A 15,931-nucleotide genomic window follows, 5' to 3' on the forward strand; every position below is an offset into this window, starting at 1 on the left:
TATATCAACAAGAAACACAAACAAACATTTCAACTAAAGAAAGTAATTTTTTCTGATAGGGAAAGAAGCCAATTTTCGGTCAGGCAATAACCAATTTGTGCATAGAAGTCCTGTTCCTGACAGAAACCTTCAAAAAATATAATCCTGCAGGGAAACTTTCGACATTCAATTTCTCTAGATTTGAGCTGACAATATGTTTCGAAAGTTCTTTCCCCGACAAATCCAGTAAGGAAATTTGGGCTCCTTCTTCCGGGAGAGCCGGAAATCGGACAAAAACAATATTATTGGCAGGGTTCGGATATATCTCAATATCTTCAGAAAGACTAATTAAATTCTCGAATGAAACAAACAAGCTGGCATATCTGCTAAATTCCAGCTCACCATCAATAACAGAAGGGGAAAACTGAACAGTTTCGTTCTTCCATCCTTTCCAAACTTTAAAAATTATCGGATTCCCCTCATCAAAACCAGCCTCCATAAAATTATCTGACGATGAAGCCGGAATGCTCACAACATTCAACTCGAAATTCCACTCAGCCAGTTTAACAGCTCCCACACACACCGTATTGTCGTATATGGCAACCTCGTCGCCAACGCTCAACCCAGATTCATTTAAACCAATAACATTAATGTTCATATGAGCAAATCCGTTATCCTCGTAATCAACACTAAAAAAAACAGGTTCAGAGTTTGCCGCATAAATATAAGCTAACTTGACAGGAGCCTGGTTGAACCAAATATTTCCATCGTCAGAAACGTGCACAATATAACCTTCTCCGGGAATTAAACTACCGATTCCATTTAACCAGCCAATCGACTTCCAATACTCCAGAGACCGGCCGCTTTCATCCTGAACTTTTTCCAAAATCTGTGCGTCAATCAAAGGTTGAAACACATTCGCTGCATCAGCTTCTACTTCGAACGGAAAAGGGATAATATTCATTCCTTTTTTCAACTTAATTTCCAAAGGGAACGCTACTTTTTTCCCCTCAACTTTAAGTACAGAGGGAGAATGAACCAAAATTTTGTACCCTTCTGTTTCCAATAAATTGCCAATTTTATTACTCCAACCTTCTGTTGAACTCCATTCTTCATATGTGTTTCCAGATTCATCCTGAACCCTAACCAAATTACCCTCCATACGAAGTTTTTCAGTTACGGATTCCATGTTTTTGTTATTTGGAATTACATATGAAGAAAATATGTTCCAGCCTTTCTTCAGCTCAATAAATTGTGTCACCTTCTGTTCTATCGACAGGTTTGTGGTAACAATACTGTCACATCCACCAATTGACTCCAATATTCTTGTATATGTACCCTCAGTATCCCAGCCTTTGTAATTACCCTCTTCTGCAATTGTAATATCTTCAACAATGTTATAAATCGGATTTACAGTTAATGTCAGCACTACTGTTGAATCACAACCACTCTGAGCTGAAAATACTTCGGTGTACTCGCCCGATTCGGTTAAAGTCTGGCCTCCAAAAGTGTAGGTTTCGCCTTCGCAAACAGTTGCTGTTTCTGTTACCGTATAACCAGGAGTCACATAAAGTGTAGTGGTTACAACGCTGTCTGCTCCGGAAGCAGATGCCAAAACACGTTGCAGTGTACGTTCGTATTCTCCGGTTTCGGTCCAACCCATGTATTCACTGCCTTCGCAAATGGTTACTTCTTCTTCTGTAGCAATTTTATTCAGTTCCCTGTTTACCGGATGATACAAATCTCCAATTGCTGATGCTGTCAGTGCATAATTGTATATTCTTACTTCGTCCAATATCCCTTCGTACAGAAGAGTTGGTACTTCTTCGTCGCGACCTGCGCCAATCAGCAAATTGTATCCGTAACCTGAATCGATAGACCCGGTGGCTGAAATTGTTGCTATTGCTACGTTATCTACGTAAATTACCTTTTCTGAACCATTGTAGGTTACTGCTACGTGGTGCCAGTTTCCATCCCACAATTCTTCTACACCTCCTGCTGAAAACCACGAAGAAGTTGTTCCGCTTGTTTTGAAACCGATGGTTTTTGTATTGGGATATATGTACAATGCATAAGAATCTGTATTTGGGCCTCCGTGCATTACAATGCCCTGGTAACCCGAGCTGCTTGCGGCAGGTCTCAACCATGCACTCATGGTTACTTCTTCCTGAACATTTTCCCCAAAGCACTCTCCCAAACTAACATGGCCGGACCCTGAAAATTGCAATCCCATACCGCTGGCGCCTGATGTTCTTACTGCTTCGTTTACCAATATTCCGTCGTTGGAACCTTCGGAATCAATTACATCGTTTCCGGCACCTTCTTCAAATAAATACTCGGAATAAACCGGAGATAAATCAGGCAAAATAACTGCTACTGTTACAACAAACGGCTCGGAAATATTGCCGGCGGAATCTTTTACCCAGGCGTACAATTTATATGTACCGGCGGAAGAAAATGTGTATTCTTCGGGAGAAACTGAAGTCCAGCCTGCATCTTCTAATGATGGTTCCTGGGAGGTTTCGGTTAACAAATATCCGGCTATCCCATTGCTACTTTCAGCGACAAACGAATTAACGGGAATTGTTAATCTCATCACCACGTCCGGAACCACAAACGAATTTATTTGCGGTTTTAATAAGGGCTCTCCTTTTACATACACTACTATTGTTGCGGTATCCGTTAAACCGAACTCCGCATCGTCCTTTGCCTGAACGAGAAATTCGAATAAAATATCGGATGACGTTTGAAAAACGGTATTTGCATAAATCTCACCGCTGATAGAATCAATCGAAAGCCAGTCTGTCTCTTCTCCATTAATAATTGAATATCTGACAACCTGCCCGGGATCAGGGTCACTGGCAACCACATTCCCAATAATATCATCACGCAATACAGGAGAGCTGATATTAAACGATTGATCTAAAATCACCGGATTTTGATTAATACCTAAAAAATCTTTCCCGATTAGAATTTTGGAAGTAAAAGGCTCCAAGATCAATTTCCCTGTGACTTCATTCCCGTATATATCTTTAAAAACTGCCGTTCCCAGGTTAAAAGTTTTGTTTTGCTTGGTATCGTTATAAAACAATTGCTCGGTTTCTCCTTCATCTAAAGGAATTCCAATAAAATCTGAATTACCATCCTGACCCAATCCTTTCCAAGCTTCGAACTCTAGAGATCTATTACTGTTTACATCAAAAAAAACATTACTCTGGTTCCTATCAACATAAACATTACTATCCATGACGATTGTCGAGACTGCTGAATTAGCAACAACCAACTGATCTTCAATCCCGACAAAATTTTCATCATGTTGTCGTTCGTGAATGTTATAAACCGTATTCTTTGTAAACTTATTGTCTTTACTGAACCTTATGTTAGGAGAATCCCTAAAACCTTTAGGGTTATCGAACAAAACGTTATTTCTGGCTACGATACCAATAGTCTGATGATATAGCAACGCATGACCAGAACTCCTGGCCACTGTGTTTTCTTCAACCAATACATCTTCCGATGCTTCGTCTAAATATATTCCGTATGTTCCTGCATCGTTATTATAATTTTCCTGATAGCCAGTGCCGTCCCCATTTCCGTTTATTACGATATTACGCCTTACTACGGATCCTTTTGAATTTACAGATAGTGGAACATTGTTTGACTGCCCAACCCACGAATAAATTCCGCCCCCGTCTGCTAACGTCTGGCAATATCCATCAATAAAATTGTATTCAACTATTGAATTTTGACCATAGAACTGAATACCATTATAGCCGGCGTCTAAAATCCTGTTATGCTGTATTACTACATCATCTGACTTGGTAAATATTGAATTTCCATAATATATCCCGGCAACGCCTATGTCAGAGAACCTTGCCACCCCTTTTATTGTATTATTTGTTATTGTTACCGGTCCTTTGTTTGAAATATTTTCGTTACTAACATATATTCCATCACCCATACTCCCGGTAAGCATATTTGAATCAATTAACGCATCAACACATCTAATGCAATGAATGCCATATCCATCAGCATCATGAATATCACAATTACTAATAGACAGGTTGTTTGAAGAGCGTGCATAAACAGAATGTGACTTAGTCTGAAGGATTTCTAAATTATCGATCACAACAAAATCTCTACCTTCAATATAAACAGAGTTGTCAAACGTGGAGCCTCTTACCTGATAATTCTCCGGAGAGCCGCCTTCGGGTGTCCATAAATATACCGTGGAAGTCGCCTTATCAAAATACCACTCCCCTGCCTGGGTTAAAAACTCCAGTTTATTATTCAAGAAAAAAGGATTCCCCCTTTTTATGGTTCCATATGGACTTTTTCTCAAATAAATTGTTCGGTTATTTGAAGTTGACACTTCATCATGGCTCATGTCCCATAAATAATTACGAATATGACATATCGCCCCCGAATAATTAATGCCTGAATTTAGATCATTGCAGGTAAATATTGATTGAGTACTCACATAGTCCACATAAAAATATCCACTATCCGGATACCTGGCCAAAGTTCCCCTTTCCTCGTCAATAAATAGTTGGCTAACAGGAAAAACTGCTTTCGCTTTGTAAATATTTCCTGAATGCAACGTCCAGCCAGTAATTAATTCTGAACCATAAATCTTTGGCTTCTCTCCCGCTCCATAAGCACCAAAAACAATCGGACTACCTTGGGTGCCGGAACCATTTACCTGCAAGGTTCCGCTCCACTCATCGCCTCGTTTAAAAAGAACCTGATCTCCTGGCTCCAACCTAAAAAAGTAGTTTACTTTCGCAAGGCTCTTCCACGGCAGTTCTTCGCTAGTGCCAGAATTTGAATCGTCTCCTGTTGAAGAACTCACATAATATACAGTTGCATCAACAGAAAAAGCCAATATTACAAAGGCAAAAAGAATAATATATTTTAATAAAAACTTCATTAACATTTGGCTGTTTAATAATTCTCTTATGCTACTTCCCTTGAAAAGCGAAGTCAACCAAAAAGAACACTCAAGTTTCACATTAACAATCCTTAATAAGAATTGCTCAACCAGAAACCTTATTCATTTCATTTAGCTCACACAACGAACTTTTACAAATATTCACCTGCTATCTAATAATATTTTCTAAATCAATTTATTTCAAAAAGGATTATCATTCAAAATGATCAACTTTTTAGTGATACTCATCTCTGCATTTACAACTTTTACAAAATAAAGCCCTGAGGACAATTGAGCGACATCTAGCTTTACAGAGCCGGAACTAACCATATAATTGCTAAGTATTTTTCCAGAAGCATCTACAAGCAAAATTCTGGATTTGATTTCTGGAATATACTTTAAACGAACATTCACAAAAGACCTGGCAGGATTTGGATACAAATCAAAATCATCAAATTCCGAGGCACTTCCGGAATTTTCAATTATTTCCAAAAAAGCATTCTCTCCTTTTTCAGATTCTGGAATAGTCGCCTCCTTTAAAACATTTGCAATTGATACGTATGTACAGTATACAGAATATTTATAATCGGCAAAACTAGAGTACCCAAAACTATCCGGCATTCCGGAAGACCATGACTCTAAGGAATGCGCGCGGGAAGGACTACCTACTGAATATCTAACCCCGGGGCTCTTTTCAAATACCCACGACAACCATACTGTAGCACCGGATGCTGCCGAAACCGGATTCAACAATCTTACGGTCTGCCACCCTTCCGTTGAATTTACGGCCGTTGTTGACGTAATGCCCTGCAGTGTCCCCGGAGAACCATTATCATCGGAATAAACCCCGAGCAACACATTTCCTGACCCTCCGTTATGGTAGACCGAAATATTCTCGATAGTCCCTGATTCAGTAAATATTACCGGTTGAGCGCGTCGGTTGGAATTATACGACAGTTGGGCATACACTTCAGTATTACCTGCATTATTAGACGTTACCGAAGGAGCTTCTTCTGTACTATAAGTACAGTAAACAGAATATTTATAATCGGCAAAACTAGAGTACCCAAAACTATCCGGCATTCCGGAAGACCATGACTCCAAGGAATGCGCGCGGGAAGGACTACCTACTGAATATCTAACCCCGGGGCTCTTTTCAAATACCCAAGACAACCATACTGTAGCACCGGATGCTGCCGAAACCGGATTCAACAATCTTACGGTCTGCCACCCTTCCGTTGAATTTACGGCCGTTGTTGACGTAATGCCCTGCAGTGTCCCCGGAGAACCATTATCATCGGAATAAACCCCGAGCAACACATTTCCTGACCCTCCGTTATGGTAGACCGAAATACTCTCGATAGTCCCTGATTCAGTAAATATTACCGGCTGAGCGCGTCGGTTGGAATTATATGACAGTTGGGCATACACTTCAGTATTACCAAATGTACCATTACCACCACCTGATGATAAACTAATAGAAACTTGTTTGCTAACACTATTTGAGATATTTCCAGCGGCATCTTTTGCCCATGCATACAAAGTCACTAACCCCGTTGCACTAAACGTGTATGAATCTGGAGCTACTGTAGTCCAACCTGAATCATTTACATCTGGAATTGCTGAAGTTCCGGTAAGTAAATAGCCTTTGACTCCAATATTATCAATAGCTTCAAAACTATTAACGACAATGTTCTTGGAGCTTGATTCTGCTGGTACAACAAAAGAAGTAATTGTGGGTGGAACATTGTCAGAGCTGCTATCAAATTCTTGTATTGAAGATAGCTTTGTGCCAACAATTATTTTTGAAGCAAAAGGCTGCAACGTAAAACTTGTGGTGATACTATTCCCGTATATATCCTTTGCCGTCGCATCATTCACAAAATATTTCTTTTCCTCTTTTGAATCGTTAAAAAACAGCTCTTCAGCTTCTCCGTACACTAAACCATCACTAATAAAAGCAGAATTATTATCCTTTTTTGATGCAGCTTGCCACTTCTCAAATGTAAGAAATTCAAATGTGTCAGTTCTTCTGAAAACAGAATTCCGATGACGATCAATATAAACATTATTGTCTAACACAAAATCTGATAAGGGTTTATTTGTAACGACCAGTTGTGGGGTAAGAGTTTTAGTTAAATACCAATCTGTAGAAGTTGAGATATTACATACAATGTTATTAGTAATTCTATTCCCTCTGGAAAAATTATCATCATGCGTAATTCTGACGCCTTTAGGATTATCAAAAATTATATTATTAACTGCCTCGATATCTATTGTTTCGTGCAAAAACAACGCATGTCCGGAACTTGACGCAATCGTATTTCCTTCAATATATATACCTTCTGACGCTTCATCTAAATACATTGCGTAAACACCTGACTGATTGTTATGGTTTTCAAGATACCCGGTTCCATCCCCGTTTCCATTAATTACAATATTCTGTCTAATTACTGAACCTTTCGAGTTAATACTATTAGGCACCGTTCCGCTCACCCCCACCCAATTATAAATACCTCCTCCGTCATTAAGTGTTGTGCAATAATTATCAATAAAGTTAAATTCTACCTGAGTATTTTTACCATAGAACTGTATCCCGGTATAACCGGTATTAACGATTCTGTTATATCTGATAATTGCATTTTCTGCTCTCGAAATTATTCCATTGGAACTTCCAATCCCGGTTAGCCCAATCGCATCGAATACTCCGGTGTTTACCACTTCGTTTCCTTCAATAACCAAACCTGAATTATTCGAATCTAAATATGTTTTCGAGTAAGAAATTGCATCATCCATCGCTCCGGTAACATAATTACTTCTCACAACGTTATAATACCCCCGTTTTATGTCAAACCCTTTTAAATCGGGATTTTTAACCGAACAGTTTTCAATAACTAAATAATCAGATTTATTTGCATACAAAGCAGACTTTTTCGAATGTTCCAAACTTAAGTCTCTAATTGTTAGGAAGTCCTTACTCTCCAGATATACACCATTATCAATTTTTGAACCCCTCACACTATGATTTACTGGCGAATCTCCTGCCGGTGTCCATAAATAAACAGTTTTCGAATTAATATCAAGATACCATTCTCCTTCCCGAGTAAGAAATTCCAGTTTATTATTTAAAAAGAAAGCTTTCCCGCTTGAAAATCCATATGTAGGCTCAGAGTCTAACACTAAGGTTTGAGAGCTTGATTCAATTACATTTTTTGTTGACAAAATCCACTGTCTGGTTCTAACATGGCATTTTGCACCTGAGTAGTCGATTGCATACCTTAGGTTTTCATAAGTAAATGAAGTCGGAGAAATTGTCTTGTCAATATACAAATATCCTTCATCCGGATACCTTGCCACCCTTACTCTTTCATCATCCACAAAGAGCTGGGTAATTTCTCCTGTCACCGTAGCTTTATAGATATTCCCCGAATGCCTTGTCCAGCCGGTAATTACTTCAGAACCATAAATTTTTGGTTTGTCGCCTGTACCATAAGCGCCATACACTATTGGACTACCCGAAGTGCCAGAGGCGTTTACTGTAATTGTGCCAACCCAACTATCACCACGTTTAAACAAAATCTGGTCTCCTGGTTTCGGAGTAAAACTATTTACTTTTTCGAGACTACGCCACGCAGAATTTTCACTTGTTCCCGAATTCTCATCACTCCCCGTTGAAGAGCTCACGTAATAAACCGTAGAATAACCGCTAATAGAAAGCGAAAGAAAAACAATAATCATCAACAACTTTGCGCTTCTGATTCTCAAAGCTCCAGTCCGGGACATATTACACCCGGCACTCAACACATTAACCATATGTCCAGTAGTATTTTATTTTATTTGCAAACCGTACCTAAAAACCTTCACAAAGATAAAAAAGTTGTTTTTTGATTGCCTTTTAATATGTTTTCCAGCCTTTGCCTCAATCTGTTCTACTAAAAAAGACTAAACATAAATTCATCTCTTCTTATAGAGGCAAAAAAAAGGTCATTTAGAAAATACAGCGTTTTTTAAGAATCAAAAAGATAGTTTTTCCTATTACAAAATCATTCTCTGACATGCCGATTCAAATTAAGATAGCTTACTATAGAAAACTTATATCGTCTACGAAGAAAAACTACCATTAAAAGCATTAAGTTCTTTTTTAGAATTTTCATGAAAATCTAAAATAAAAACAGCTATGCGAACAAACTTACTAAACAATAATGTACTAAAAACAAAATGAAAGAATATTGCAATTTATAATCTTTCTAAATAATATCTTCGGTTTTAGAGAGCTCCAATATTAAAAAATGAAGAATTCAATCTTTATTAACTACGTGTTTTTGTTGGCTCTGAATCAAAGTTTTTAACTTTGTATAAACATGTAGATTAAGTCAGTAAATTAAAAATAAAAATTATGGAAAGAATAGCTGATGTTGTTAAGCCAGGTGTTGTAACAGGTGCCGACTTGCAGTACATTTTCAAAGTAGCTCAACAAAACAAATTTGCACTTCCTGCAGTAAATGTTGTTAGTTCTTCTTCTATCAACGCAGTAATGGAAGCAGCAAAAGTTGCCAATGCTCCTGTTATGATACAGTTTTCTAACGGTGGAGCCGTTTTCAATGCTGGTAAAGGATTGAAACTTGAAGGCCAGCAAGCTGCTGTATTGGGAGCTGTTGCCGGTGCAAAACATATTAACACCTTAGCTGAAGCATACGGAGTACGGGTTGTCCTTCACACTGACCATGCAGCAAAAAAATTACTCCCATGGATCGACGGCCTTTTGGATGCCGGAGAACAACACTACAAAGAAACTGGAAAACCTCTTTTCAGCTCGCACATGCTCGACCTCTCTGAAGAACCAATTAAAGAGAACATCGAAATTTGCAAAAAATACCTCGAAAGAATGAGCAAAATTGACATGACGCTCGAAATTGAACTTGGTATTACCGGTGGAGAAGAAGACGGAGTAGACAACTCAAATGTTGACAGCTCAAAACTTTACACTCAACCTGAAGAAGTTTGTTTTGCATACGAAGAATTAAGCAAAATCAGCCCTAATTTCACAATTGCTGCTTCTTTCGGTAACGTTCATGGCGTTTACAAACCCGGAAATGTAAAACTCCAGCCAGTCATTCTGAAAAACTCTCAGGAATACATTAAAAACAAACTTAACCTGGATACTGAATTCCCTGTTAACTTTGTATTTCACGGTGGTTCAGGCTCTACTCACGAAGAAATTCGCGAAGCTATCGGATATGGTGTTATTAAAATGAACATTGACACCGATACTCAATGGGCATATTGGGACGGCGTAAGAGCATTTGAAGCCGAAAAACGTGGTTACCTGCAAGCACAAATCGGAAACCCCGAAGGTGCTGACAAACCCAACAAGAAATTTTACGACCCACGTGCATGGTTGCGTAAAGCAGAAGAATCAATGATTGCTCGTCTGCAAAGAGCCTTTGAAGACTTAAATGCAGTAAACAGCTTGTAATAATATATTACATCTATCATCATAAAAAAAGGCTGTCCTAAAACAAAAGGACAGCCTTTTTTATGCGCTTCAAAATTATTACTAGCTGCATCCCAAGCAGACTACACAAACTTCTCCCGCTTCTGTAAATTATAAAGACCGTAAAGTACAAACACTATCATTCCTGCACCTAGGAAAACCCGGTTTTTTGTGATTAGCCCCTGCCAGATAATTTCATTGAAATTATTGGGTATCTGAAACGGATTCAGAAAAACATTCCATTGTGAACGTTCCACTGCATCCTGCAATATTATCAGAGCCACTCCTATCAGCACCATAACAACCGCAGTTCCGTTGCCATTTTTAATCAACGTAGAAAACATAAATGCCATGGAGCCCATAAATACAATGGGATACATCAGCTGATAAGCCATTTCCAACGCATCAACCCGGTATAGCAGAACCGAGGCAACTGCAGAAAACAAAACTGTTATCAGAAAAATAAGCACATAAATCATCAGCAGCCTCACCAGCCAAACTTTGTACCTGTAGTTGGGAATTCCAAACAAAATTTCCAGCATACGGGAGTCGTCATCGTTTTGAATGCCGAAAACCGAAGGGTAAAAAATCAGTAATATTCCCGGGAAAATGAGCAGGTTGTAAACCGTACCATCGGTGAGCGCCTGTCCATTCCAGACAGTCTGAATGGCAAAAAACAGGAAAAAAGCAAATGCAGCCAGCAGAAACCAGAAAAACCGTCCGGCAAAAATGATCTTTAAATTGTAACGTATCATTTTGACCGTGTTTCTCAGGCTGTTTCCTATATCTAATCGTTGTTCCATTTTTTACTTATTTTTTACAAAGTCTTTTAAAAGACACAGGTAGGCATCTTCAAGGTGAGGCGATGCCAACGTGGCATTTTCCGAAGGTTTCTCTTTTGCAAGCACCCGCACTTTAATATTTTCGCCATCGCGCATGTGGTGCACAATAAGCTGTTTGTTGGCAAAATTATCAAACTCCCTGGCCGGCAGGGTCATTTGCCACACAAACCCTTCTCCCATTCTCACCATATCATTTGGTGTCCCGAAATATTTCAGATCGCCCCGGTTAATAACTGCCACCTGGTTGCACGAGCTCGAAATATCTTCAATAATATGGGTTGAAAAAATCACAATCCGTTCACGGCTTAATTCCACCAGCAGATTTCTGAACCGAATGCGCTCACGCGGGTCAAGTCCGGCAGTTGGTTCGTCAACTACCAGAATTCGTGGCAGATTAAGCAGAATCTGCGCAATGCCAATCCGTTGCTTCATTCCGCCAGAAAAAGAGCCGATTTTATCGTCTTTTCGTTCGAACATGTGCACGCTTTTCAGCACATATTCCAGGCGTTCGTTCCGGGTGGGCACATCTTTTATTCCTTTTAAAATGGCCTGGTAATCCAGAAACTCCCATGCCGACATATTTTCGTAAGTCCCAAATGCCTGTGGCAAATAACCGATAAGCCCCTGCAATTCCTCGCGGTGTTTCTGAGTATCAAGTCCGTTAATCCAGATTTTGCCGTAACTCTGTTCCAGAATGCCGCAAATAATACGCATCATAGTAGATTTTCCGGCACCGTTAGGTCCCAAAAGGCCAAACATTCCGGTTTTAATTTCTAAAGAAACACCATTCAATGCACGGAACGGAACCTTATGTTTTCCGATGATCGGAATCTGTCGTACCATGGTAAAGTACCAGCGGCGCAAAGCACCAAATCTTCCTTCGATGCGGGCAATATTCAAATTCTTTTTATGAATGTATTCGCCCGAACTGTAAATTACCAGCAAAAGTGTCCAAATTATCCCCACAAAAATGACCATTCCCAAATTGTTCCATTCCCTGAAAAATAGATACAGGAACAACGCCGGAGTTCCCCAGAAAATCAGGGCTCGGATAACCCGGTTCATTTTCAGATAAAACGGTTTTTGCGTTGCTTCAAATTTGTTGGACAGCACCTGGGCAAAAGGCACATAAAGTACAAAAAGGAAGAAATAGACAAAATGCGACATCGTCCACATCCAGAAGTTACTGTTCAGATAGAAGAAGGTAAAAAACACCAAAAATCCGAACAGCGGCACCTGCCAGATCAAATCGTAAAAATCGCGAATATGCCTGTAGTCTTTCAACAGCCCGGCACGCTCCCTTATTTTTAATCCAGCTTTCCATTCCCTAACAAAGCGGCTGTCGCGATCATAAACTTTCACTAATTTTCTGACAACAATCCGTATTTGCTCTTTCTCGTCAACCACATCCGAGCTGGCTTTTCTCAGGCTTGTCAGCACAAAAGCTGTTACCCCCGGAATGAGTATCACAACCATCATAAACCCGAGCAGTTTCCATACAAAAGTATCCACCTCAAAATAGATGTAAAGAGTGGCAACCACAAAAAGCACCAACTGCAAAAGTTTAATGCCCCAATGCAACGATTTCAGCCAATTTACCGCGTTCTCCATTCCGAAATAAAGCGTAGGAACAAACACCAGTGTAAGTAACGTACTTACTGCAAGCCCGCCAATTACCGTAATGGCAAAAGGAGCGCCAATTGCCCCAACATACTCCGACTGCCCCATGGCCAGCGGCATCATGGCAACAATGGTTGTTATGGCAGTTATTAAAATTGGCCGCACGCGCGAAAGCCCCGCCGTAATCAATGCCCGCGATTTGCGGTAGCCCCGTTTCCGGAGGATGTTCGTGTAATCGATGAGAATAATTCCATTGTTTACCACCACTCCCAACAGAATAAGAAAACCAGTAAGCGTATTGGCGTTGAACAGGCTGTTTCCTGTAAAAATGAGAGCGATGAAAGAACCGATTGCAGCCAGCGGTACAGAAAACATTAAAACGATGGGCGTTGTCAGCGATTCAAAAACAGATGCCAAAATCATCAGGATTAGCAGAAATGCTGCACCAATCAAAAAATAGAATTCTGAAAACTGGTCTTCCTCATGAATTACCTCGATGGCCACTCCCGCCGGCATTTTATAGCTGGCAACCACCTGATCCAGCTCAAGCCGATAAGCCTCCAGCAGGTCTTTCGATTGCTCTGCTTCCTGGGCAAAACGGTAGAACAGTTCTATCTGTTTTTCCTGATTAACCCGGGTAATACTAGCCATTCCATCGGCATAAACTAAATCGGCAATATCCTGAAGCTCGTAGGTCGCACCCTGCCCGTTGCTCACTTTCATTCGCCTCAAATCGTCAATGGTTTTTTCCCTTTGCTCTTCCTCATCAGTAAGCTTTTCTTTTATGATGATTTCATACTCTTCGGTGCCTTGTTTAAAATTAACACCAGAAGTAAACTCCCGGGTGAAAGCGCTCAACTCGGAAGCGATGCTATTCATATTAAGGCCAAACTCGGTTAGCAAAAGTTGTTTAAAGTACAAATGCAGTTCAGGCCGATTACTGGAGACGCTGATATTCACACTCCGAATGGACTCAAGGTTTTCAATGAAATATTCCAAGTCTTCGGCCACCCCGCGCATTGCTTCAAAGTCTTCTCCTTTAATTACAATCCGCTCGCGATTTGTGCCAATACCCAAAAAGCGGCTGAAATTCTCCATTCCGGCACCGCCGCCACCGCCGCCCCTAAACCTCGAGCTGGACGCTGGGGCAGTAAGGCTTATTTCTGCATGAGAAATACTTTTAACCAATCCCTCCACTTCCGATTTGATTTCGGCCATGGTACGGTCGTTAATCTTCTCATAGTCTTCTTGTAAAACAACGGTAATAATTGCATCTTCTTCCTGAATATTCGCAATTACGTCCTGCTTCTCCTGAATTCCTTCCAGCCGGCTTTCCACCTCGGCGGCCACCAAATCGGTTGCATCAAGCGTTGCTCCGGTAGGCATGGTCACATAAATTGAAAACCGCGTTTCCTCCACTTCCTCAAGCGTGTTAACACTTATGGCCATCACAATAAAAACAGTGATAAAAAACAGCACAATTGCCCCCACCACAGTTGCTGCGGGTGCACGCATGCTTGTTTTTAAAAGTAACACATAAATCTGAATAATCCGGTTGTTGGTTGTTACCTTCTCATAAAAAATGTTGTGTGAGTTTTCCCGTTTCAGCAAATAATGGGCCGCCATGGGAATAAGCAAAAGCGCTACAAAAAGCGAAACAGTTAATGTTGAAATTATGGACACTCCCACGTGTGAACCCATCAGTTTAATCATGTATTCCGAAGAAAACAGGAACGGAAGGAAAACCGTAACCGTGGTAAGCGTAGCGGCAACAATCGAGCGCCAAACTTCTGTGGTTCCCTGAACAACGGCAGTATCGGGACTAAACCGTTTCCCGGAAAGGCGGTAAATATTCTCCAGCACCACCACGCTATTGTCCAGCAGCATTCCGATGGCAAGCACCAACCCAACCAAAGTAAGGCTGTTTATGGAAACGTTAAACGCGTAAAACAGGTTGAATGCCGTAAAAACCGAAACCGGAATAGCCAGCGCAATAATAGATACAATACGCAGGTTTTTCAGGAAAATCCATAAAACGAAAATAGCCAGAAGCCCGCCAACCAGCGCCAGATTCATTATCTGGTCGATGTTCTTTTCCATGGTTTCGGCCAGGTTGGTCTGCACTACCATTTCCACATCCTGCGTTGCAAGTTTTTCATTCAGCCTTCCAATGTGTTCCTGTACTTTTTGAGAAAGGTCGATTAGATTAGCCTGTGAATCGCTTACCAACATTATTGAAACGGCATCTAGACCGTTTACGCGACTGATACTTTCTTCCTCTTTCACACCAAAAAACACATCGGCAATGTCTTTCAAATAAATGGGCCCTTCTGCAACAACAATATTCTCAATATCTGTAACCTTGTCGTACTCGGCAGTTACATGCACAAAATATTGCTTCTGATTTTCGTGCAGATAACCGGCAAAAGTACGGTTTGCCGAATTGGACGCAATTGCACTTCTGATTTGCGACGGAGTAATGTTATAGGCATCGCAGGCAGCTTTATCGTAAGTAATTTCTATGGATTTTTCTTTCCCGCCGAAAACTGTAACTGATGCAATTCCATCAATATTTTCGAGCTCGGCAGCAATTTCTTCATCCACAATATTCCGCAACCGGTCTGTTCCGCCGCTTCCCCTCACCTGCAATTCCATAAACTGGTTGGTGAGTTGTTCCACATCCACCCGGTTTACCGACACGGTAAAGTTGTCATCCAAATTGTCGGCAGCCTGCTCAATTTTCTCCTGAAGTTTGAGGAAGGTGTATTTGAAATTGACATTCTGATTAAAGTTAACCTGAATGGATGCCGACCGATTGTTCAAGAACGTCTCCATGCTTTCAATTCCTTCCATGGTTCCGATGGCACCCTCAATGGGAATTACAGCCTGGTTTTCCATGTAAGAAGGATCAACTTCGATCCGGGAGTTGATCTGAACAAAAAGCATGGGAAGCTCTGCATTGGGCATAAGTTCTACCGGCAGTTGTTTATAGGAAACATACCCCAGAAGGGTAAGTCCTGTAAACAACATACTAATGAGTACTTTTCTTTTTATTATAAAATTCAT

General features: G+C 40.5%; 5 protein-coding genes. 1 reads left to right on the forward strand and 4 read right to left on the reverse strand.

The genetic code is table 11. The annotated features are described in order from the left end of the window. Window positions 1-79 precede the first annotated feature (79 nt). Complete coding sequence (locus tag BUB08_RS12130; protein ID WP_073002124.1) at window positions 80-4,909, reverse strand: LamG-like jellyroll fold domain-containing protein; 4,830 nt, start codon at window positions 4,907-4,909, stop codon at window positions 80-82. Window positions 4,910-5,110: 201 nt separating this feature from the next. Next, window positions 5,111-8,647: a T9SS type A sorting domain-containing protein gene (locus BUB08_RS12135; RefSeq protein WP_073002126.1), complete on the reverse strand. Its 3,537-nt coding sequence runs from the start codon at window positions 8,645-8,647 to the stop codon at window positions 5,111-5,113. Window positions 8,648-9,305: 658 nt separating this feature from the next. Between BUB08_RS12135 and fbaA the strand changes: the two genes are divergently transcribed. Next, window positions 9,306-10,385 carry a class II fructose-bisphosphate aldolase gene (gene fbaA, locus BUB08_RS12140; RefSeq protein ID WP_073002128.1) on the forward strand — a complete coding sequence of 360 codons (1,080 nt, stop codon included), beginning with the start codon at window positions 9,306-9,308 and terminating at the stop codon, window positions 10,383-10,385. Between the two features lie 101 nt (window positions 10,386-10,486). Here the strand turns inward: fbaA and BUB08_RS12145 are convergent, their stop codons facing one another. Further along, window positions 10,487-11,206, reverse strand: a complete 720-nt coding sequence (locus BUB08_RS12145; RefSeq protein WP_073002129.1) for a hypothetical protein — start codon at window positions 11,204-11,206, stop codon at window positions 10,487-10,489. Window positions 11,207-11,209: 3 nt separating this feature from the next. Continuing rightward, entirely contained in the window at window positions 11,210-15,931 is a 4,722-nt protein-coding gene (locus BUB08_RS12150; protein ID WP_073002131.1) for an efflux RND transporter permease subunit, read from the reverse strand.

Source organism: Mariniphaga anaerophila, assembly GCF_900129025.1.
GTDB lineage: Bacteria > Bacteroidota > Bacteroidia > Bacteroidales > Prolixibacteraceae > Mariniphaga > Mariniphaga anaerophila.